Here is a 21,156-nt window from a genome sequence, read left to right on the forward strand (position 1 = left end):
ACGCCCAGAACACAAGCCAAAGAGAACGCTCGGCAGCGGAACCCCCCCTTGCGCGGGAGGTAACTTGGCCCACCATTGCTAGCTCGATGGCGACGGCACGCAGCGCTCCGGATTCCTCGCCCCTCGGGACGCCTCCGGCCGAGCAATCGGCGCACGCAGGGCCGTTCACGAGGACGCACATCGACCTCGCGGCAGCTCGCGCCGGCGGAATCGCCCGCGGCGGGGTGCGCGAGGGCGAGCTCTGCTTCCTGGGTTCGCTGCACGAGCTCGTCGCCATCGGGCTCTACCGGCCGGCGCTGTCGGCGCTCGTCTCGGGCACCGGGACGCCGGCCCGCCCGCCGATGGATCGGGCCTACCTGCTCAAGATCCTCGATGAGGAGGTGGGCCGGCAGTTCGGCCACCCGCTGCGGCCCGTCGTCGAGCTCGTGCTCAACGCGATCGACGCGACACCCGAGCACCCAGCGCGCGTGGACGTACGCGTACGCGAGGGCGTGGTGACCGTGACCGACGATGGGATCGGCATGGATCTCAGGACGATCCTGTCACGGCTGCTCGTGCCGTTCGCCACCGACAAGCGGCCCGGCGTGGACCTCGGGCGCTTCGGCGTGGGCTTTTTCTCGGTCATCGGCCTGGGGCTGCCCGATCCGGCCACGCTTTCGATCGAGGTGGAGACGGGCGACGGGGCCTCGGGCTGGTCCTTGTCCGTGCTCGCCGACGGGCCGGAGCCGTCGTCGCTCATCTGCGCGATCCGCAGGCTCACGCCGCGCGCCGGGACGCGCGTGCAGGTGCGCTCGTTGCTCGTCGAGGCCGAGCCGCTCCGCGCGTACCTGCGCGACGCGCTGCACTTCTTTCCGAAGGAACGCGCGATCGTGAACCTCGACGGCGTGCCGCTGAACGACGGCCGTTACCTCGCCGGAGGCTCGCACTTCACCGACGCGCTCTCGCCCGAGGATCCGAGCCGCGTGGCGCGCTTCTACGTGGGCGGCCGCTCGCTCGTGACGGGGATCTGCGCTGCGACATACCACGCCGGCGTGAAGGTCGAAGGCTGCCTCGCGATCCCCGAGCTCGCGCTGATCGACTTTCCCTCCGCCGTCGAGCTCACCGAGGGACGCGATGCGCTCAAGCCGTGCCGCAACTTCCGCGCGACCGCGGCGGCGTTCTACCGCAGGCTGGTCGATCTCTCCCGCGTCCCAGGGACGACCCGCAAGACGGCCGATCGCCTCGCGGAGGTCGCCGCGCAGATCAGCGCGCTGATGCTGCAATCCGCGGCGTGGAACGAGGTCGCGCCCGAGCTTTCGCGGGCCTTGCTCGGTCCCGATCGTTACCTCGTCGGGCCGGAGCGGCGCGAGCCTCTGATCGGCTTCCTCGGCAGCAACGTGGAGAGCCGGCTCTTCGTCCCCGAGAGCTTCTGGGCCGAGCGCGAGTGGCAAGGGTTCATCCCCGGCGAGCGGGAGCTGCTCGCGCGCGAGCTCGAGATCGATCACGCCGAGAGCCTGTCGAGCCTCGCGCGTCGCCGTCCGGATCTGCCCGGAATCGTGGAGCTCGCGCACCGAGCCGAGCGCCCCGAGGCCGTCCCCGTGGCGCTCGCGCGTGGCCGCAAGAGCGCGCCGGGTCCGCTGCCTTGCCTCGGGACACGTCATGCGCTGCTCGTGCGCGAGGACGCACCCGCGGTCGCGCGGCGCGTGGGCTGGGCAGAGCAGTACGCGCTACGCGTCGCGTTCGATCGCGCGACGGGCATGCGTGAACCGGATCTCGAGCGCGAGCTCATCGTCAGCGAGCCGATCGGGGTCACGGGATCGGCGTAACCGAGCGCGCCTCGGGCGGTGGGAACATCAGGGGGGAACCGATGACCGAAGTCTACGCTGGCCGTCTCTCGGACCTGCTCCTCGTGCGCGTGCATGGTCGCTCCGCGGCCTACCTCGCGGCGAGCCGCGCGGCGCGCCCTAGCATCGTGGAGGCCTGCCGCAGAGAGGCGACGGTCCCCGATCTCGCCGAGCGGATCCTCTCCCGCACCATCTACGCGCAGAGCGCCTCGCGCATCGCGCCGCTCCGTGAGCTCGTGCAGAACGCGCTCGACGCCTCGCCGCGCGGCGCTGCGATCGACGTGCAGTCGGGGCTCGGCGGCACCGAGATCATCGTGACCGATCGCGGGCGTGGCATGACGGCCGACGAGGTCCTCGGCGATCTGCTCGTCCCGTTCCGCAGCGGCAAGGAGGGCGAGGAGCTCGCGATCGGCGAGCACGGCATCGGCTTCTTCAGCGCACTCGAGATCGCGCCGCGCCTCGAGGTGAAGACACGCACGCGTACCGAGGGCCACCTCCTGCGCGTCGAGCCGCTCGGGAAAGGACCGCCCTACACCGATTTCGCCTGGTCGCTCCGGCCGCTGCCGCACGTCGAGGGCTGGACGGGCACGTCGGTGCGCCTCCTGCTCGACGAGCCGATCAGCCGCTCGGTCCTCGCCTCCGAGGTCGCCGCGGCTGCGTCGTTCGTCGATCCCTCCATCGCTCGGATCTACGTCGACGGTGTGCTCATCAACGTCGCGCGCACGCGCATGCGCCGCGTCGCGCGCGCGCACATCGGGGGCTCGCTCACCGGCCCGCTCGGCGAGCTCTCGATCTGGGTCGGTCGCGGCGACGGCGCCTTGCCGCACGTCACGATCACGCAAGGCGGCTTGCTCGTCGCGGTCCGTCAGGATCTCTTCACCGCGCCCGAGCTCTCGCTCCATCGCGACCTCGCGCGGGCGATCGTCTCGGCGGGCTTCGGCATCGTCGTCGAGCTGCCGCCCGAGGTGCCGCTCAACAAGGGTCGATCGGCGGCGGCGGCGCACGCATCGGCGGCCGTCGAGTCGGCGCTCATCGCGGCGTTCGAGCGCTTCGTGCTCCATGATGCGCTCTACGATCGCGAGCTGCTCCGCGCCGTGGATCATCGCCTCTCGTCGGTCCTCGATCGCCTGCTCTGCGCCGCGCTCGCGGGCCAGCCCACGCAGCCTGCGACGGCGAGCGCGCCTGAAGAGCTCACGGAGGCGGCCCGATCCTCGAAGCCCTGGTCGCTCATCACGCCGCCGAGCTCCCCGCCGCCGGAGTCCGAACGAAGGCCGCAGCGTCGCCCCACCGTGGCCGCGCCCGAGGAGGTCGTGCGGTTCGCGGATGCGCTGCTCGACACGCCGGCCATCCGCGTGATCGCCATCGACGACGAGCACGAGCAGCACCCGCGCATCGTCACCTTGCGCCATCTCCTTGGCGCTTACCGCGCGGGCACGCTTCGACCGATGGGCGAACCGATGCTGCCGGGTCGCACGTACGTCTCGCTCGACGATCCGCTCGCGGATGCGCTCTGGCGGCGGCTCGTCGCGACCTCCGCGGCGGCGGCGGCGGCGAGCTCGCAGGATCGAAGGGGCCGGCGCATCGGCGCGCTTGCGATGCAACGCATCGATCGGGAGACCTTGCTCGCGACGGCGAAGGCGGTGCCGGGCGTCGACGCGCTCGCGGCGGCGATGACGGTGCTCGAGGGGATCGACGCGGCGATCTCGATCGCGGCGGAGCTCACGCCCTCGCCGATCTCCGTGCATCAGGATCTCTACGGCCCGGACGAGATGGCGCACACGGACGGCAGTGGCATCAGCGTGAACCTCGCGTCGGCGCGTGTGCGCGCGCTGCTCGTGTCCGTGCTGCAGCAGGACGATCCGGCGGCGTTCGGGGCGCTCGTGGATCTGATGCTGCACGAGAAGACACACGTCTCGCTCGCGAGTTACGTCCCGCACGCGAACGCCGAGCACGGAGCGAGTTTTTACCGGCGCAAGGATCTCCTGCGGCGACGGCTGCTCGAGTCGATGGCGCGGGGCATCGTGGGCGATCCGGCATCGTGGCTCCCGGCGGCGCGGCGCGGACTTTCGTCGGTCGCCCTACCGGCGCCCGACGTCCTTGCTGCGACGTTCCAGTCCGTACCATCGGTCGCAGCCTGACGATTTTTCCTGCCCACCCGCCCGGGCCTCGCCTTCGGAGGCCCAGCCTCACACATTCCGGCACATGGTCGCGCATGTGCCGGCGATCCAAATCAGCATTCCAATTCACACAATTAAATCACAACACTCATCTGGAGCGATCTGACGCACGGTTCGTCCGGTTTTCCGAACGGGTCTGTCGTACGTGATCGACGTGCTGGATGGTTTCTTGTGATCGCGTGCGATGCCGCGTATCCTCGCGGTGCCCGGAGCCCCTTGGCGGGGATTTCTTGGCTAGCATCGGGGTCCGTTTCAGTCTATCCTGCCTTGGTTCAAGGTTTCTGCGGAACCCGGGGCGGGTCCATGGACCGCACCCGGCCTCCGCGACCTCGTAGGCACACGCCCCGGGGTGCAACGTCAACGCTTGGACTTCCCGCCGATTTTTCACGCGATGGTCGAACCGACGGTACACTCTGCCTCTACCCCGCCGAGCTGGCACGCGGGTCCGCCCGCCGCCCTGCCTGAGCGAGGGCGTGTGCAGGCGGCGGGTGGCGGGTGTCCCCGCGCCGGCCGCGCACGGGTCGGGTTGCATCACGGGAGGTCGGTGTGAGTCCAGGTCAATCCAAGGACAATGAGGTGCTCTAATGGGTCTCATCCAAGAAGTCGCTCAGACCCACAGGCCGATTCTGGGAAACGACATTCCGTTGTTGGTCTTTCGCGTGTTCCGTCACTTCTCGGCCGGGTACGTCGAGGAGGTGCTGGGGCGCGGGGCGGCGGTCGTCTTCCAGAACGGTGGTAGGGAGCTCGGCAAGGAAGCGGGCCAGATGCTGTACAAGCCGAGCACGGACGAATACCTCAAGGAGGTCGTCCAGTTCGTGCGCGATTCGCGTATCGGCATTCTCATCCCCCGCCAGCTTGATGACAAGCTTCTCGTGGTGGATCTGGACGAGTGCATCACGTGCGCGGGCATGGCGAGCATCTCGAAGCGCATTTGCCACTTCGAGGTCGGGTTCGTCGCCGGGATCACCGAGGTCCTCATCAAGAAGAAGCCGAAGGCGTACGAGACGAAGTGCGGCGCCAATGGCGAAGGCACGTGCCAGGTGACGGTCGAATTGGGCTAGACGACGCCGCCACGTGGAGGTGGCGGCCTCGCCCACTCGCCGGTCTTCCGAAGAGCCGTCCATGTGGACGGTGGACCGAGGGACTCCGGAGAGCAGTGCGAGAGGGCAGAACATGTCCCGGACGCGGCGCCCGGGTTGAATGATGAGCTCGAGCACGAACTCGGGCTCGGCTTGCCCGCACAGGAGGAGACGTGGCAGCTGGAAGTCGAGTCGAAAAAATCCAGGAAATTCTTCGCAATCTTCGTTCGGTATCGCCCGACATCATCGGGTCGGCCATGGTGAGCACCGACGGCTTCATCATCGCCTCGCTGCTCCCGAACGAGATCGACGAAGAGTTGGTGTCCGGTATGGCCGCCGCGCTCCTCGGTGTCGGTGAGCGTATCGCCCACGAGCTCATGGGTGGCGCCATGGAGCAGACGTACGTGCGTGGCCGTCAGGGCTACGTCATCCTGAACGCGGTCGGCGCGGAATCGCTGCTCATCGTGCTCACGACGCCGGACGCGAAGCTCGGCCTCGTGTTCCTCGATATCCGCCGGCGCGTGACCGAGCTGTCCAAGATCGTATGACGGCGGCCTGATTGTTATGGCGAACTCGACAGGAAACGCTCGGCTGGCCTTTGGTGGGCTTTTGCTCCTCGGTCTCGCGGACGTCGGGCTGATCAACCTCAAGCTCGCGCCCGAGTACGCCGAGGAGCAGGCGAAGCAGGCCCAGGTGACCGGGGCCAAGCCGGGGGCGACCACCTCGGCGACCTCGGCGCCCAAGCCTCCGGCCACGCCTGGCCCGAGCGTCGCCGTCGCGCCGCCTCCACAACCGGCCCCCACGCCCGAGCCGCAGAACACGGCGCCCGAGCCCACGGCGACGACCTCCGCGCAGCCGGTGGTCTCGGTGGCCACGGCGACTCCGCCGGCCCCCACGGCGGAGCCCGAGCCCGAGCCTCCGCCGAAGCATTCGCCCCCGGCGGTGGCCTCCGGCGACAAACCCGCGGCGGTTCCCGACATCCTCTTCGAGATCGATTCGAATCTCTTGACGTTGTCGGCCAAGAGCACGCTCGACGAGGCCCTCAAGCAACTGAAGGCGAACCCGAGCCTGCGCATCCACCTCCGGGGGCATTCGGATCAACTCGGATCGCGCGAGCACAACCTGGAGCTCAGTCGCAAGCGCGCCGCGGCGGTGGAGAACTTCTTCCACGCGAACGGCATTCCGCACTCCAGGATTACGACCGAGGCCGTAGGCGGAATGAAGCCCGCAGATGCCTCGAACACCCCGACGGCCTGGAGCCGAAACCGGCGCGTCGAGATCGAGTGGCGGTAGCCGAGGACTTGAGGAAGGAATGGACCTGATCCAATCGATATGGCTTTCTTCCGCGGCTGGAGCCGGGCTGTTTTTCGGGGCCGGCCTGCTCGTGAGCAGGGCGTTCCCTTCGAAGAACGGCGCCGCCGCGGATACGAGCCTCGTCCAGGCCGAAAAAGAGGCACGCCAGCAAGCCGAGGCCCAGCTCGCGACCCTGCAGCAGCAGAACGCCGAGCTCTCGCGCTCGGCCTCCGAAGCCGCGGAGCGCGCGCGCACCGAGGCCGCGCAAAAGGCCCAGGGTGAAGCGCAGAAGCTCCGCGAGCAGGTGAACCAGCTCCAGGCGGAGGTGAACCGCGCGCGATCCGCCGCGAGCGGCCCGTCGCCTGCGGAAGCGCAGCTCCGGCAGGAGAACGCCGAGCTCCGGCAACGCGTGGCCGCGGCCGATCAAGCCGCGCAGGCCTTGCAAGCCGAGCGCGCCCGCGCCCACGACCTCGAGCAACGCCTGCAAGCCGCGATGGCCCAGGCGCAAGCGGGTCGCGGCGACGACGGAGCGCGGCAGGATCTCGAGCGCCGCCTCGCTGAATCGAACGCGCAGGTGCAGGCCGCGCAGGCGCAGCTCCGCGAGGCGCAGGCGCAAGCGAATCAGCTCCGCGCGTCGGCGCAGCGGGCCGAGCAGCTCGCGGCGGAGAACGCGCAGCTCAAGACGCGCCAGGGCGGCTCGGACAAGCTCTCAGCGGAGCTCGCGACCGAGAAGGCCAAGGTGCAGCAGCTCCAGACGCAGGTCGCGGCGCTGCAGAAGACGGCCGAGGGCACGAGCAAGCTCGCGCAGGACATCCAGGCCGAGAAGACCAAGGTGCGCGACCTCGAGCAGAAGCTCGCGGCGGCGCAGAAGTCGACGGGCGACGCCGGCAAGGTCGGTCAGGAGCTCGCGGCCGAGAAGACCAAGGTGCAGCAGCTCCAGGCGCAGATCGCCACGCTGCAGCAAGCCGCGAACGAGGCGGCGAAGCTCGGCATGGAGCTCGGCACCGCGCGCGCGAAGGTGCAGGACCTCGAGGCGAAGCTCAAGGCAGCCTCCGCCAACGCGCCCGCAGCGGCGGCGGGCGGCGGCGCGAGCGCGGCCGAGGCCGACAAGCTGCGCAAGGAAGCCGAGGGGCTCAACAAGAAGAACAACGAGCTCTCGCTCCGCGTTCGCACGCTCGAGCAGAAGTCCGCAGAGCTCGACTACTACGCCAACGAGAACAGCGATCTCCGAAGGCGTGTCGAGGAGCTCGAGGCGATCGCCATCGAGGCGAAGAACATGCGGCGGCGCATCATCGACCTCGAGGCGCAGACCTTCGCCATGACGGCGGCGCGCTCGATGGAGAAGGCTCCGCCGAGCCAGGCGCCGATCAGCACGGCTCCCATCAGCTTCCGCAACACGGACAAGCGCCTGGAGACGCTGCTCGAAGAGGGCATGAGCTCGCTGCTCCGCGAGGACACGGGCGGGCGCGCGGTCGTGCTGGCGGATACGCGTGGTCTCGTGATCGCGGCGGCCGGCGAGGTGCGGTATCAGAACGAGCTCGCGGCCGCGGCTTCGGTCGTGTCCGAGGTGAGCGATCGGGTGAGGAACCTCCTGCCGATCGCCGAGCCTCACGTGATCCACATCCTCGACGTGAACAACGTGGTCATGCGGACGCGATGGCTCAGGTGGTCCGACGAGACGCTGGCGCTCAGCGTCCTCGGCTTCCGCGACGAGACGCCGGATCCGGCCGAAGAGAAGGTCGTGAAGACGGTCACCAAGCTCTTTGGCTACGGTTGACGTTGAGACCGCGGGGGTGGCGCGAGCGGCGTAGAATGGACGATCTCTGCGCCTACGCTGCGCCTCCCCTCTCCAAACCATGAGGAAGAACCGCCCCAACGTGCCGTTTTCATCGGGGACCACCCTGCTCGACGAGATCGGGGTGGGTGTCGTGATCGTGGACGAGGGAGGCGAGGTCGTCGTGACGAACCGCGTCGCCGACGACCTGATCACGCGACGCGCGGGCGGCGCCCCGCTGATCAACAAGATCTTCGAGCACGTGGAAAGCGAGCTCGGGCGCGACGGCCCGCAGCGCACGAAGGAGCTCACGGTCGAGGCCTTCGACGAATCGGGCACCAAGACCATCGTCGGCTTCCGCGTCATCCGATCGGCTCGACTCGGCACGATCATCTCGATGCACGACGTCACGGAGACCGAGCGCTTCCAGGCCGAACGCAGGCAGCTCGAGCGGCTCTCCGAAGTCGGCAAAGCATGCGCGATGGTCGCGCACGAGATCGGAAACCCCCTCGCCGCGATCAAGGCGACGATCCAGTCGATCGAGCACGAGGCGGCCGAGGCCGGGCTCGGCGATTCACTGCACGCGGTGAACCGCGAGATCGACCGGCTGAACAACATGCTCGGCCAGCTCCTCGGCTTCGTGCGTCACAGGCCGCCCCGGCGCAGCAAGGCCGATCTGCCGACCATCGTGAACCGCGCGCGCGGCGCGGCCGAGGGGCGGCTCAACAACATCCATTTCAGCACGCGCTACGGCCTCTTGCGCCCGCTCTGGATCGATCAGGACCAGCTCCAGCAGGTCCTCCTGAACCTCTTCATCAACGCGGCCGACGCGATGCCGGAGGGCGGGGAGCTGAAGGTCTACGCGGGCATCGAGGACGATCGGATGGTCCTGCGTGTCGAGGACACGGGCAGCGGGATCCCCGAGGAGATCGTCGACAAGGTCTTCGACTCGTTCTTCACGACCAAGCCCACGGGAACGGGGCTCGGGCTCTCGATATGTTATCGCATCGTGACCGACCACGGTGGATCGATCACGATTGGCGGACGGAGCGGAAACGTCTCGGGAACGTGCGTCACGATCACGTTGCCCATCATGACCGGCAGGTAGAACAGCCATGGCTCAGCGACGCCACAGAGTGCTGATCGTCGACGACGAGGACGGGATCGTCCTCGCTCTCCATCGGTTCCTTTACCAGGACAACCATCGTTACGACGTCCTCCTGGCCAAGAACGCCGAGATCGGGCGGCAGATCCTGCGCGAGACGCCGATCGACGTCCTGGTGACCGACGTCCACCTGCCGGGCATGAGCGGCATGGACCTCGTCTGCTGGGCCGCGGTGGAGACGCCCGATACGCGGGCGATCGTGATGACCGCGTTCGACGTCGCGACGATCCGCGACAAGGCGCACGCCGTCGGCTGCCTCAAGCTGATGCGCAAGCCCTTCGATCTGCACGAGCTCCGCGCGGCGCTCCTGCAGGCCATGGAGACGCACGACAGCTTGCTCGGCAGCCTCTCGGAGCTCTCGGCGGTCGACGTCATCCAGATGCTTTGCCTCGGCCGGAAGACGACGGCGCTGCGTATCGCGCGCGGGCCGGTCTCGGGCATCATCCTCATCCAGAACGGCGACATCGTGCACGCGGTCTGGAACAACGTCGTCGGCGAGGAGGCGGTGCACGAGATGATCGCGGTCGAGGACGGCGTCTTCAACATGGCGCCGTTCCCGCCGGACTTCGAGCGCACGATCACCGGCGACTACCAGCACATCCTGATGGAGGGCGTGCGCAAGCTCGACGAGAAGGCGCGCTTCGGCCCGTCCGACGACGACGCGCCGCGCCCGTCGGTGCGTCCTGGCCGCATCACGCAGCAGCAGGGCAGCAAGGACGACTGGGACCTCGGCGCGGAGCCCGTCTTCCAGCAGAAGGCGCAGATCCCGACGAACGCGCGCATGCGCCTCGACGCGCTGAACGCGCCGCCGGTGCCGAAAGACCTCTCGTCGCATGCGTTCGCGCCGCCGCCGCCTCCGCCGCCGCCTCCCCCGCCTCCGCCGCCGCCTCCCCCGCCGCCCGAGGAGACGCCGGAGGAGATCGCTGCGCGCCTCAAGGAGCGCGAGGTCGCGTCGCTCATGGATCAGGGCTTCACGGCGCTGCGCAACGGCCAGCGCGAGGACGCGCGCAAGTTCTGGCAGCAGGCCCTCGAGCTCGACCCGGGCAACCGCCGCATCGAGCTCAACCTGAAGAAGCTCGACCAGGATCCCAACAAGCGATTCTGACGGATCGCTTCGGGGTCCAACCATTGGGCCTCAAATGAAGAATGGCCCGGCTGCTCCAGCCGGGCCATTCTCGTTTTTTGCGCCCCGGGAGGGGACCGGGGCGCGCGCTCTCGTGTTTACTCCTCGGCGTCGGCGACGGCCTGCGCGACCACGCCCTCTTCCTTGCGCGGGGCGGGGCGCGCCGGGGACGGCTCATTCTGGTAGGCGCGGCGCGTGAGGCCGTAATCCGTGAAGGCCAGCATCACGAGCTCGCCGTCGCCCGTGTTCTGCGTCTGGTGGAGCGACCAGCGGGGCACGAAGACCGTATCGCCGGCCTTCACGTCGACGGTCGACTCGTTCACCTGCACGCGGCCGGTGCCCGCGGCGATGTGGAGGATCATCTCGTGGGCGTGCTTGTGCCGCTCGTTGAGCTTGCCGGGCGGGATGCGGACGATCCGGGTGTCGATGATCTCCGACTTGAAGGGGATTCGCTCGACGGCGACCTTCACGTTCTGGCGCTCGGTCTCGTTTTCGTAGAGCGGGGCGCCCTGCTGGCCGGAGGAGAAGCGGATCAGGCTGGGATCGGGGTACTGCGGGGCGAGGGAGCGGCGCGCCTGGATGCGGCTCAGGACGCCCTGGAGCTTCCGACCCTGGATGGCGTCGTAGAGGCTCTCGAAGAAGCGGTGGCGCAGGCTCAGCGCGTAATTCATCGACGACAGGCACGTGTTGTACCAGTCGGGCGTGTGCATGTAGGACAGCATCATGTCCTCGAGCGTCGCCGCGTGCTCGTCGTCGCAGCCGATGTGAATGCGGAAGAAGGTCAGGAACTCCTCGGGGATCCCGGCCTTGAGCATGCCCTCGACCATGATCGTATACATCCGCGAGACGATGCCCTCGGTGCCGAGCGACAGGAACGAGGAGCCCGCGGCGGGGTGGGAACGCAGGCAAAAATCGAGGAATTCACGAACGAAGAAGCGCGTGGCGTCGAGGTAGTCGGTCTTATCGATGTCGATTTCGAGTCCATCGCGGAGGAACTTGCGGAAGATCTCGGCGTGGCGTTTGTCCGTCTCCTGACCGCCGCCCTCCTCCCAGAGGTTCTCCGACAGCCGGGCGCGATGGTAATCGTTGTCCGCGTTCGCCATCAGCGCGGCGAGATATCGCGTGAAGTTCCGGTTGTAGAGGTAGTACTGACCGAAAAAGAACTGAAAATCGGCCTTCGTCAGGTGGCCGGCGGTGCAGGCCTTGAAGAAGCGGTTCCGCCAGAACGGGTGCTCGGCCTGGGCCTGCTTGAGGTTGTGCAGCGCCGCCTCGGCGCCTTTCCGGTCGGGGTTGTTCGACCCCTCTGGCGTCATCACGAAGGCCGGCGCGCGCGACGAGGGCGGCATGGCATCCCAGCCCACATTATTGCTATCATGCTTCGCCTCTCCGGACATACACTTCTCCTCGATCGGCCAGGGTTTGGCGCCGCAGCGTCGATACCCTCGCGCGCTGCGATGCGTCAGGCGACTCGCCCACCGAAACCGTGATCGGCTGGGACGAATGGATAAGGTCGAATCTATACCGTTTCAGGTCGCGGAGCGAGGCGTTTCACGCCCTCCCACAGGAAATGGACGCTCACGCTGCGCGCAGGAATACCATCGAATGCATGGGATCCCATTCTTTTCACTGACAACGCACAACTCCACGTATTCGCCAGCGACCTGGCGAGAAAAACCGGTGTGGTGTGCGTGGAACGTGAGATTCGTGCCCGCGCGGGTCGGAGCACGATTCTGGCATTCAGACGGGGCGCTGCGCGGCGAGCGTGGCGTCGGCGCGTGAGAGCTTCGCGTTCGTTCGCGATTTGTTGTCGACGACGCTGACGACGTGAATGCCCTGCGGCGTCATCGACAAGGACACCATGCACACCATCGTCGCCGTGAGCCCCTCCCCCGCCACGGCGACGAGCGATCCGGGCCTGCAATCCGCCGCCGAAGGGCGGATGCGGCTGCCGAGCGGCGTGTCACGGAACGTGCGCACGACGTGCACCAGATCGGCGGCCGTGCCGAGCACGACGATCGGGCCCTTGGGCTCGAACTCGGCGAGCCATCCAGGACCGAAGGGCTCGACCACGCGCGCCGGCGGCAAGCGGCGCAGGAGCATCGTGTTCGCCTGCACGACGAGCCTGTCGACGATGCGACCGTCGGCCGAGCCGCGCCACTTTTCGAGCGTCTCCTCGACGGGCTTGCCGGGTTCGAGGCGGATGAGGCGACGATCGATGACGCCACCGAGCGTGGCCGCGCCCGAGTGCTCGACGATCTCCACGGTGCCGAGCTGGCTCCACGCCGTGCGCGTTTGAAGCGCGCGCGCGAGCTCCTCGGTCCAGGCGAGGGCGGTGGGTTCGAGGTCCGTGGCGTTCGTCATCAGGGCACATCCTATCCAGGTTCGGGGCGGATGGCGCGAGGTTCCGGCGTCCCCCGGGGCCGGATGTCGGGTGCCTCCCGCCTTACATGCTAAGACTGCCGGCCATGACCGTCCTTCAGGTCTCCGGACTCGGCTTCGGGTACGGCGCAAATCAGCTCTTTCAGGGGGTGACGTTTTCGCTCGCCCCGGGGGAGCGGGCCGCGCTCGTGGCGCCGAACGGCGCGGGCAAGTCCACGCTTTTGCGCCTGATCGCGCGGGAGCTCGTCCCGGACGCTGGCTCGGTGGTGATCAAGCGGGGGACGCGGGTCGCGTACGTCCGGCAGTCGCACGAGCTGCCGAAGGTCGGGACGGTGCTCGAAGCGTTCCTGTCGGGGTTCGACGAGCTGCTCTCCTTGCGAAAAGAGCTCGACGAGGCGTCCCACGCGGCCGCGAGCGGGACGAAACAAGCGCTCGATCGGCTGGCGAACGCGACGGACAAGTACCACCTGGCCGGCGGCGACGCGCTCGAGCGGCGGGTGGAAATGCTCGCGGCGCACCTCGGCTTTTCGCACGAGGACATGGGCCGCGCGCTCGGGAGCCTCTCCGGCGGGGAGCGAGGGCGGCTGCACCTCGGCGTGGCGCTCGCGAACACGCCGGATCTGATCCTGCTCGACGAGCCGACGAACCACCTCGACATCGAGACGATCGCGTGGCTCGAGCGGCACCTGACGACGCTGCCGAGCGCGATGCTCGTGGTCTCGCACGATCGCGCGTTCCTCGACGCGCTCTGCCCGATCACGATGGAGCTCGGGCGCCGGAGTTTTCGGGTCTATCCGCTCGCGTACTCGCGGTACGCGGAGGCGCGGGAGGAGGATCTCGAGCGGGAGCGCGAGCTCGCGGAGCGGCAGGAAGCGTTCGTCGCGAAGACCGAGGAGTTCATCCGGCGGAACATCGCGGGGCAGAAGACGAAGCAGGCGCAGAGCCGGCGGAAGATGCTCGACAAGATGGAGACCCTCGACCGGCCCGAGGACGTGTGGGCGCGGGCGGAGAAGGTCGCATTCCGCTTCGTGCAGGCGCCGCGGAGCGGGGACATCGTGCTCGACGCGCGCGGGCTTTCGGCGGAGCGAGGCGGGCGGCAGCTCTTTTCGGGTTTCGATTTGCTGGTGCGTCGCGGGGAGCGGATCGGGATCCTCGGGCCGAATGGGTGTGGCAAGTCGACGCTCCTGAAGATCCTCGCGGGTCGCGGCGCGGAGGAGGATCTGGGCGAGGTCAAGCGCGGGACGAACCTATGCGAGGGGTACTTCGATCAGCACCTCGGCTCGCTCGATCCGAACAAGACCGCGGTCGAGGAGATCCGCAGCGTGCGCGGCGACATGAACGTGGACGCCGCGCGGCAGTACCTCGCGCGGTTCCGGTTCTATGGCGACGACACGCTGCGCAAGGTGGAAGGTTTCTCCGGCGGCGAGCGGAGCCGGCTCGCGCTGGCCAAACTCCTGCTCGAGCCGCGCAATCTGCTCTTCCTCGACGAGCCGACGAACCACCTCGACATCCCGGCGGCCGAGATCCTCGAAGAGGCGCTCGCGAGCTTCGAGGGCTCGGTGCTGCTCGTGTCGCACGATCGCCGCTTCCTCGACGCCGTGACCACGCGGATCTGCGCGTTCAACGGCGGCAAGATCGAGCTCTTCCCCGGCGGATACCGCGACTTCCAGGCGAGTTTGTCCCGGCCAAACACCCCGCCCGACGAGGGAGAGGACGACGCGCGTGAGGACGAACGCGTGCAGGACGACGGGCGATCGAAGCGCGCGGTGAAGCGCAGCGCGTCGACGGTCGTGGCGCAGGTGAAGGGGCCGGAATCGCCGCTCGACAAGAAGCGCGCATTCGAGGCGGAGAAGGCCGCGTCGCGGGCGCTCGAGCGCAAGCGCAAGCGCGTGAAGGAGCTCGAAGAGGAGATCGCGAAGGGCGAGGCCGAGCTCGGGCGCATGCGCGAGGTCTTGAAGCAGGACCCGGGCGGGGACTGGGAAAAACTCGCGAAGATGGTGTCCGAGGAGCAAGCGCTCGCGAAACGCGTGGACACGGCGATGACGGAGTGGATGACGCTCGGCGAGGAGCTCGCGGCGGAAGACGTCGGGAGGACGGCGTGAGGCGCCTCGGCGTCGTGGCGATGATCGCGCTCGTCACGCTGGCGAGCGCGGCCGCGTGCTCGACGAAGAAGGAAGACGACGGCACGACGCCGCTCGCGGCGACGGAGGAGCTGCCGGCGCTCGCGATCGGCGAGGACACGCCGAACCTCCTGCTCACCTGGATCGACGACAAGGGCGACATGCACGTCGAGCTCAAGCCCGCGGACGTGCCGGCGGAGGGTCGAGCGCTCGTGCGGGTCGTCGTGAGTGATCGCGAGGAGGGGACGAAGAACCTGTTTTACGTCGTCGATCTGACGAAGAAGCGCGAGGACGGGACGTACGCGGCGCGGACGATGACGCGGCGCGCGTGGGAGTCCGAGGTGGAGAAGCGACGCGGCGCATACCTCGCGAAGATCGCCCCGCCTCCGCCGCAGCCCTCGCCGAGCAGCGCACCCAGCGCGACGCAGGGGCCGAAAAAAGCAGACGAGCCGCCCGTCGTGACCTCGGATCTGACCGTGATCGTTTACGGCGCGGACTGGTGCAAACCCTGTCACCAGGCGGAAGATTATTTGCGCTCCAAGGGAGTGCGCGTCGTGAAGAAGGACATCGAGGCGAGCCCCGAGGCGGCCTTGGAGATGCGCGACAAGCTCGACAAGTCGGGCCAGCGCGGCGGCAGCATCCCGGTGATCGACATCCGCGGGCAGATCCTCGTGGGCTTCAGCACCCACGCCGTGGACCGCGCGCTCGCGAAGGCGTCCGCGGGCACGGCGCTCTGACAGCGGCGGAAGCCCAAGATCGTCGCTCTGCGCGTGCGCCCACGTTGCTCTCGCCAGGCGCAAGGCGTATACGAGCGGCCCCCCCGCAAGCCGGACCCGAAAGCGCGGGGATTTCCAGGAGCAAACTCCATGATCGACGTGCTCATGCCCCAGCTCGGTGAGAGCGTGGCCGAGGGGACGGTGACCAAGTGGCTCGTGCGTGTAGGCGACTTCGTGGCCCGGGAGCAGCCGCTCCTCGAGGTCGCGACGGACAAGGCCGACACCGAGGTCCCCGCGCCTGCTGCGGGGCTGGTCACCGAGATTTCTGCGCCCGTGGGAGCGGTGATCCCGAAGGGCGGGCTGCTCTGCCGCCTCGATGAGACGGCGAAGGCCGGCGCCGACGTGGCACGCCCCCCCGCGCCGGCCGAGCCGCAGGCGCCGAAAGAGACGAAGCCCGAGCCCACGGCGCAGCCGCTCGGCTCGCCCTCGACGCGCAAGCTCGCGCGTGAAGAGGGCGTCGACCTGAACCAGGTGCAAGGCACGGGCGAGCGCGGGCGCATCACGCACGACGACGTGCGCCGCGTGGCGCATGCCACTCCCCCGCCCGCGCCGGCTGCGCCTGCCGCGCCTCCGCCGGCCCCCGCGGCCGTGCCCGTTCAGCCCATCACGGCCGCGCCGGAGCTCGCGCAGCTCGTGCAGGCGGGCGGCGGGTTCGTCCCGCCGATCCCGGGCGTCGGCTACGGCGCGTACAAGGTGCCGCCGTACACGCCGCGCCCCGGCGACGAGGTGATCCCGTTCTCGCGCCGCCGCCGCATCACGGCCGATCACATGGCGTACTCGAAGATCACGTCGCCGCACGTGGTCACGGTGGCCGAGGTCGATCTGCAGGCGACCACGAAGCTGCGCGATCAGCACAAGGATCGCTTCAAGAAGGAGGGCGTGCCCCTCACGTTCCTCGCCTTCATCTGCGCCGCGACGGTCCGGGCGCTGCGCGAGCACCCGCATCTCAACGCGCGCGTGCTCGACAACTCCTTCGTCGTGCTCAAGGAGATCAACCTGGGCGTGGCGGTCGAGACGCCAGGCGGTCTCCTCGTGCCGAGCATCAAGCACGCCGATCAGCTCTCGCTGCGCGGCGTCGCGGCGCAGATTGACGAGCTCGCGACGCGCGCGCGGGCGGGCAAGACCACCGCGGACGACCTCGCCGGCACGACGTTCACGGTGTCGAACCCCGGCCTCAAGGGCAACCTCTTCGGCGGCGCGATCATCTCGCAGCCGAACGTGGGCATTCTGCGCATGGGCGAGATCAAGAAGCGGCCCGTCGTCGTGACGCGCGACGGCGAAGACGTGATCGCCATCCACCCCGTGATGTACATGGCGCTCTCGTACGATCACCGGATCGTCGACGGCGTGCTGGCGAACTCGTTCCTCTGGCGCATCGCGGATCTGCTGAGCCGCGGGGAGTTCGAAGTCGGATGACCGTCACGAGCAAACCCGAGGGCCATCGCCCGCTGTCCGAGGTCGATCCCGAGATCGCCGAGCTCATCCGCCGCGAGGAGCGCGCGGAGGCCGATACGATCCGGCTCATCGCGAGCGAGAACTACGTCTCGCGCGCGGTGCTCGAGGCGACGGGGTCGGTCCTGACGAACAAGTACTCGGAGGGCTACCCGCACAAGCGGTACTACGAAGGCCAGCAGCAGATCGACGAGGTCGAGGAGCTGGCCAAGAACCGCATGAAGCAGGTCTTCGGGGCCGAACACGTCAACGTGCAGCCCTACTCGGGCAGCCCCGCGAACCTCGCCGTCTACCTCGCGTTCGTGAAGCCCGGCGAGACGATCATGGGCCTCGGCCTGCCCGCGGGCGGGCACCTGACGCACGGCTGGAACGTCAGCATCACGGGCAAGTTCTTCACGAGCGTGCCCTACGGCGTGCGCGCGGACGATCACCGCATCGATATGGACCAGGTGCGCGAGCTCGCGAGGCAGCACCGGCCCAAGCTCATCTGGTGCGGCACGACGGCCTACCCGCGTACGCTCGACTTCCCCGCGTTCCGCGCCATCGCGGACGAGGTGGGCGCGATCCTCGCGGCCGACATCGCGCACATCGCGGGCCTCGTCGCGGGCGGGATGCATCCGTCGCCGATCGGGATCGCGGACGTCGTGACGATGACGACGCACAAGACGTTCCGTGGCCCGCGTGGCGCGGCGATCCTGTGCAAGGCCGAGCACGCCGCGGCGATCGATCGCGCGGTGTTCCCCGGCCTGCAGGGCGGCCCGCACAACCACACGACGGCCGCGATCGCGGTCGCCGCGCGCGAGGCGATGGAGCCGTCGTTCAAGCAGTACGCGGCGCGCGTGGTGGAGAACGCGCGCGTCCTCGGCGAAGCGCTCGTGGCGAAGGGCTTCCGGCTCATCACGGGCGGCACGGACAACCACCTCCTGCTCGTCGACATGACGCCGAAGAACATCGGCGGAAAGCCCTACGCGAAGGCGCTCGATCGCGCGGGGCTCGTCGGCAACTACAACGCGATCCCGAACGATCCGCGCAAGCCCATGGATCCGTCGGGCCTGCGCATCGGCACGCCGTCGATCTCGTCGCGCGGCATGGGCCCGAAGGAGATGGAGCGCATCGCGGGCTGGATGGCCGAGGTCGCCGACCATCCGCAAGACGAGGCGCGCATCACGCGTATCGCCGGCGAGGTGAAGGAGCTCTGCCAGAGCTTCCCCGCGCCCGGCATTCTCTCCTGAAGCAGAGCCGCACAAAAAGCCGCGGGGGCGCCGCTCGATTCGCCGAGCCGCGCCCCCGTCGTCTTTCGTCGCGCCTCCTCCGAGGCGCACGTCACTTCACTTCGAGTAAAGCTGCGCCGCGATGACGCCCGCTCCACGCGTCGCCTTGATGACGTACTTGGCCTGGCCCGCCATCGGCCACGGCCACTTGTAGCAATTGCCGCCGCCGCCGAGCGAGGCCTGCTGGCCGCTGCCGCTGTCCTGCGCGAGGACCGGGCTCATGCCGGGCACGGGCGTGGTGGCGACGAGCTGGATGTCGACCTCGCTCGGCCCCGCGCCGACGGCGAGCACCGTGTAGCACTTGCCCGGCTGGAGGTTGACGGGCTCCTCGAGGATGCTGCCCTCGGAGAAGTTGCCCGCGGCGACGTTGCCGTCGCGCTGCATGCCCGGGGCCGACTGCTGGGCGAACGCCGTGAGCGGCAAGGTGGCGGCGCCGGCGAGGTTCGGGTCGATGCGCTGCGCCTGCGCTCCGCTGCTCGTCTGGGTCGTACCGCCCGTCGTCGTGGTGCCGCCCGGGGCGGGGAAGCCGGGGATCGACGGGAACTGGAAGCCGCCCGGCTGCTGCGTCGTGCCCTGCGGGGCCGGCTGCTGCTGAGGCGCCGGCTGCTGCTGCGGGTACGGCTGCTGCTGCGGGTACGGCTGCTGCTGCGGGTACGGCTGCTGCTGCGGGTACTGGCCCTGCGGGTACTGCTGCTGCGGGTACTGACCCTGCGGGTACTGCCCCTGCGGGTACTGCCCCTGCGGGTATTGCCCCTGCGGGTACTGCCCCTGCGGGTACTGCTGGTAGGGGTTCTGCTGATTGGCGGCCGTCTGGGCCGGCTGAGAGTCGTCGGACTTCTCGCAGCCGGTCGCAAGCGCGAGCGCGACGAGCAGCGCGGACGAGATGATGATCGTTCGATTCAAGGCGACCTCCTCGGGAGTCGGGCGAATGCTGGGTCCTACCCTATCAATCAACGTGGGGAACCCGTGAAACTTACGTCTGCCTTCCCGACGGTTTGGACGGGCGTCAAGGAACAGCGGATCGATCCGAGCCGTTTTTCGTCCCCACGCTCCCCGTATCCGCCACGCGCCGCGCCCTGCATGCCTCCAATTGGTGAGGTAAACTACGTCATGGGACAGAGGAGCGGGGGGCCGAAGGGGGCGGACATTCCGCCCGGGACGTTCGCGCGCTGGTTCCTGGACGAAGAGCTCAAGCCAAGCGCGGGGATGGGGATCGCGGCGGAGCGCGCCGAGTACCACCTGTGCCGGGCCATCGCGAACCTCGAGCGCGGCATGTTGCGCGAGGCGCTCGACGACGCGAACACGGCCGCGCACCTCGACGAATCGCTCCGAGCCCGGGCGCTCATCGTGGCCCGCATCTGCATCCAGCGCGAGATGGAGGAGCTCGGCACGCCCGTACGATGACCGAAGCGGCCGCCGTGCTTCGCACAGCATCATCGCCATGTGGCCCCGCGTAGGGTTCGGGTGTATGAGCGCGACTCTGTCTCGCGCGGCGCGCATGCGCGCCCTCGAGCCTCGAGGAGGGTCCGATGACGCGTTCGATGGTGTGCATGGGGGCCGCTGCGGCGGCCGTGTCGATGATGGTCGTGGTGATGTCGGCGGGCTGCGGCAGCGAGCCCGAGACGCCGCCGCAGCCGGGTCCGGATGCCGGCATGATGCCGCCGCCCCCGCCTCCGCCCCCGCCCCCGCCGCCGCCCCCGCCGACGGTCGCGGCGTGTGACTCGGTGCAGTCGCTGGCGCTGACGACGATGGTGCAGGGCCGCGAGAAGGTGGAGGCGCCCGGCATGAAGGCCGAAGGCGGGCAGCTCTGCATGGTGGTGCCCGAGGGGCAGACGGCGTCGACGCCGACGATGATGCTCGAGCCGGGCTTCTGCTACACGGTGATCGGCCAGGGCGCGGGCGGCGTGACGGAGCTCAACCTGGCGCTGACGCTCGACATGGCGACGGCGCTGCCGCCGCAGCTCGGCGCGCTCGCGGCGAACCCGACGCTCGCGGTGGATCAGGAGGCGGGTTCGTCGGCGTCGATCGGCCAGAAGACGAGCTGCTACGCGTGGCCGTGGCCGGTGCCGGCGATGGTGAAGGTCAACGCGACGGCGAAGACGGGCTCGGGCCCCGTGGCCATCCAGGTCTACAAGAAGAAGAAGTGAAGGATTTCGCGGCGGCGCGGCTCTCCGCAGGAGGGCTGCGCCGCGCGCGTCGACGAATCGTTGGAGCCCCAAAGTTCCTGGGCTCGCTCTTCATGCGTACAAAAAACGAACGGCCCACGCGAATCGCGAGGGCCGTTCGTCGCGCGCTGCTGCCGCGACGGGGAGCAGCGGTTTATCAGGCGAGAGCGTCTTTGATCGCCTTGATCGGACGCGCACGCACCGACTTGCTGGCGGGCTTGGCCGGGAAGGTCATCGGCTGCTTGGTGAAGGGGTTGATGCCCTGGCGCGCCTTCGTCGCCGGCCGCTTCACCACCCGGAACTTCGCGAAGCCCGGCAGCGTGAAGACGCCCGACTTCTTCAGCTCACGGTGCCCGACCGTGACCAGAGACTCGAGCACACTCTTGACCTGCTTGCGGGAGATCTCGTCCCCAGCAGCTTCCGTGATCGCCTGGATCAGAGCGCTCTTGCTCAACGACTTCTTCGCCCCGCCCCCAGCACTCTTCTTGGTCGCCATTGCAAATTCCTCCGAGCTCCGCGTCGCGCGCGACCCCTCGCCGCGCGCTCGGCTCGGGTGAAC

18 protein-coding genes are annotated in these 21,156 nt (G+C 68.8%); 14 read left to right on the plus strand and 4 right to left on the minus strand.

Going from position 1 to position 21,156, the window contains the following annotated elements:
• Positions 1-86: 86 nt before the first annotated feature.
• From QHF84_RS13930 to QHF84_RS13965, 8 genes are all read left to right on the plus strand, one after another.
• Positions 87-1,805 carry an ATP-binding protein gene (locus QHF84_RS13930; RefSeq protein WP_281313762.1) on the plus strand — a complete coding sequence of 573 codons (1,719 nt, stop codon included), beginning with the start codon at positions 87-89 and terminating at the stop codon, positions 1,803-1,805.
• A 41-nt stretch (positions 1,806-1,846) separates the two neighbouring features.
• A complete protein-coding gene (locus QHF84_RS13935; RefSeq protein WP_281313763.1) occupies positions 1,847-3,961 on the plus strand; it encodes an ATP-binding protein in 2,115 nt (704 codons plus the stop codon).
• 683 nt (positions 3,962-4,644) lie between these two features.
• Complete coding sequence (locus QHF84_RS13940; RefSeq protein ID WP_211365370.1) at positions 4,645-5,061, plus strand: V4R domain-containing protein; 417 nt, start codon at positions 4,645-4,647, stop codon at positions 5,059-5,061.
• A gap of 191 nt (positions 5,062-5,252) precedes the next feature.
• A complete protein-coding gene (locus tag QHF84_RS13945) occupies positions 5,253-5,627 on the plus strand; it encodes a roadblock/LC7 domain-containing protein (protein WP_272419090.1) in 375 nt (124 codons plus the stop codon).
• A 16-nt stretch (positions 5,628-5,643) separates the two neighbouring features.
• Positions 5,644-6,372, plus strand: a complete 729-nt coding sequence (locus QHF84_RS13950) for an OmpA family protein (RefSeq protein ID WP_281313764.1) — start codon at positions 5,644-5,646, stop codon at positions 6,370-6,372.
• A gap of 19 nt (positions 6,373-6,391) precedes the next feature.
• Positions 6,392-8,149 (plus strand): hypothetical protein, encoded by a 1,758-nt coding sequence (locus QHF84_RS13955; protein WP_281313765.1) that lies wholly within the window; start codon positions 6,392-6,394, stop codon positions 8,147-8,149.
• A gap of 79 nt (positions 8,150-8,228) precedes the next feature.
• Positions 8,229-9,254: an ATP-binding protein gene (locus tag QHF84_RS13960; RefSeq protein ID WP_281313766.1), complete on the plus strand. Its 1,026-nt coding sequence runs from the start codon at positions 8,229-8,231 to the stop codon at positions 9,252-9,254.
• 7 nt (positions 9,255-9,261) lie between these two features.
• A complete protein-coding gene (locus tag QHF84_RS13965) occupies positions 9,262-10,416 on the plus strand; it encodes a DUF4388 domain-containing protein (protein ID WP_281313767.1) in 1,155 nt (384 codons plus the stop codon).
• Positions 10,417-10,532: 116 nt separating this feature from the next.
• On the opposite strand, the gene QHF84_RS13970 is transcribed toward QHF84_RS13965, so the two are convergent.
• Positions 10,533-11,780 (minus strand): iron-containing redox enzyme family protein, encoded by a 1,248-nt coding sequence (locus QHF84_RS13970; protein WP_281313768.1) that lies wholly within the window; start codon positions 11,778-11,780, stop codon positions 10,533-10,535.
• A 391-nt stretch (positions 11,781-12,171) separates the two neighbouring features.
• The gene (locus QHF84_RS13975; protein WP_281313769.1) at positions 12,172-12,795 is read right to left on the minus strand and encodes a hypothetical protein; all 624 of its coding nucleotides are present in this window, start codon (positions 12,793-12,795) and stop codon (positions 12,172-12,174) included.
• Between the two features lie 104 nt (positions 12,796-12,899).
• Between QHF84_RS13975 and QHF84_RS13980 the strand changes: the two genes are divergently transcribed.
• The 4 genes from QHF84_RS13980 (at position 12,900) to glyA (ending at position 18,393) form a co-directional block, all read left to right on the plus strand.
• Positions 12,900-14,915 carry an ABC-F family ATP-binding cassette domain-containing protein gene (locus QHF84_RS13980; protein ID WP_281313770.1) on the plus strand — a complete coding sequence of 672 codons (2,016 nt, stop codon included), beginning with the start codon at positions 12,900-12,902 and terminating at the stop codon, positions 14,913-14,915.
• Positions 14,912-15,670, plus strand: coding sequence for a glutaredoxin domain-containing protein (locus tag QHF84_RS13985; RefSeq protein WP_281313771.1), 759 nt, complete (start codon positions 14,912-14,914; stop codon positions 15,668-15,670). Before QHF84_RS13980 ends, QHF84_RS13985 begins: the two co-directional genes overlap by 4 nt.
• 129 nt (positions 15,671-15,799) lie before the next feature.
• Positions 15,800-17,125, plus strand: coding sequence for a dihydrolipoamide acetyltransferase family protein (locus QHF84_RS13990; RefSeq protein WP_281313772.1), 1,326 nt, complete (start codon positions 15,800-15,802; stop codon positions 17,123-17,125).
• Positions 17,122-18,393 (plus strand): serine hydroxymethyltransferase, encoded by a 1,272-nt coding sequence (glyA, locus tag QHF84_RS13995; RefSeq protein ID WP_281313773.1) that lies wholly within the window; start codon positions 17,122-17,124, stop codon positions 18,391-18,393. Before QHF84_RS13990 ends, glyA begins: the two co-directional genes overlap by 4 nt.
• Positions 18,394-18,489: 96 nt before the next feature.
• Here the strand turns inward: glyA and QHF84_RS14000 are convergent, their stop codons facing one another.
• Positions 18,490-19,335 carry a hypothetical protein gene (locus tag QHF84_RS14000; protein ID WP_281313774.1) on the minus strand — a complete coding sequence of 282 codons (846 nt, stop codon included), beginning with the start codon at positions 19,333-19,335 and terminating at the stop codon, positions 18,490-18,492.
• Between the two features lie 207 nt (positions 19,336-19,542).
• Here QHF84_RS14000 and QHF84_RS14005 point away from each other — a divergent pair, with 207 nt between their 5' ends.
• Together QHF84_RS14005 and QHF84_RS14010 are read left to right on the plus strand one after the other, a co-directional pair.
• Positions 19,543-19,836: a hypothetical protein gene (locus QHF84_RS14005; RefSeq protein ID WP_281313775.1), complete on the plus strand. Its 294-nt coding sequence runs from the start codon at positions 19,543-19,545 to the stop codon at positions 19,834-19,836.
• A 125-nt stretch (positions 19,837-19,961) separates the two neighbouring features.
• The gene (locus QHF84_RS14010; protein ID WP_281313776.1) at positions 19,962-20,579 is read left to right on the plus strand and encodes a hypothetical protein; all 618 of its coding nucleotides are present in this window, start codon (positions 19,962-19,964) and stop codon (positions 20,577-20,579) included.
• Positions 20,580-20,754: 175 nt separating this feature from the next.
• On the opposite strand, the gene QHF84_RS14015 is transcribed toward QHF84_RS14010, so the two are convergent.
• A complete protein-coding gene (locus QHF84_RS14015; protein ID WP_153818780.1) occupies positions 20,755-21,093 on the minus strand; it encodes an HU family DNA-binding protein in 339 nt (112 codons plus the stop codon).
• Positions 21,094-21,156 lie beyond the last annotated feature (63 nt).

The organism is Polyangium sp. y55x31 (assembly GCF_029946505.1).
Lineage (GTDB): Bacteria > Myxococcota_A > Polyangia > Polyangiales > Polyangiaceae > Polyangium.

Bases quoted from the DNA above. Each gene is read 5' to 3' on its own strand.
- QHF84_RS13975 (WP_281313769.1), bottom strand. From the start codon at position 12,795: ATGACGAACGCCACGGACCTCGAACCCACCGCCCTCGCCTGGACCGAG.
- QHF84_RS13990 (WP_281313772.1), top strand. From the start codon at position 15,800: ATGATCGACGTGCTCATGCCCCAGCTCGGTGAGAGCGTGGCCGAGGGG.
- QHF84_RS13960 (WP_281313766.1), top strand. From the start codon at position 8,229: ATGAGGAAGAACCGCCCCAACGTGCCGTTTTCATCGGGGACCACCCTG.
- QHF84_RS14015 (WP_153818780.1), bottom strand. From the start codon at position 21,093: ATGGCGACCAAGAAGAGTGCTGGGGGCGGGGCGAAGAAGTCGTTGAGC.
- QHF84_RS14010 (WP_281313776.1), top strand. From the start codon at position 19,962: ATGACGCGTTCGATGGTGTGCATGGGGGCCGCTGCGGCGGCCGTGTCG.
- QHF84_RS13930 (WP_281313762.1), top strand. From the start codon at position 87: ATGGCGACGGCACGCAGCGCTCCGGATTCCTCGCCCCTCGGGACGCCT.
- QHF84_RS13965 (WP_281313767.1), top strand. From the start codon at position 9,262: ATGGCTCAGCGACGCCACAGAGTGCTGATCGTCGACGACGAGGACGGG.
- QHF84_RS13970 (WP_281313768.1), bottom strand. From the start codon at position 11,780: ATGCCGCCCTCGTCGCGCGCGCCGGCCTTCGTGATGACGCCAGAGGGG.
- QHF84_RS13955 (WP_281313765.1), top strand. From the start codon at position 6,392: ATGGACCTGATCCAATCGATATGGCTTTCTTCCGCGGCTGGAGCCGGG.
- glyA (WP_281313773.1), top strand. From the start codon at position 17,122: ATGACCGTCACGAGCAAACCCGAGGGCCATCGCCCGCTGTCCGAGGTC.
- QHF84_RS13980 (WP_281313770.1), top strand. From the start codon at position 12,900: ATGACCGTCCTTCAGGTCTCCGGACTCGGCTTCGGGTACGGCGCAAAT.
- QHF84_RS13935 (WP_281313763.1), top strand. From the start codon at position 1,847: ATGACCGAAGTCTACGCTGGCCGTCTCTCGGACCTGCTCCTCGTGCGC.
- QHF84_RS13950 (WP_281313764.1), top strand. From the start codon at position 5,644: ATGGCGAACTCGACAGGAAACGCTCGGCTGGCCTTTGGTGGGCTTTTG.
- QHF84_RS14005 (WP_281313775.1), top strand. From the start codon at position 19,543: ATGGGACAGAGGAGCGGGGGGCCGAAGGGGGCGGACATTCCGCCCGGG.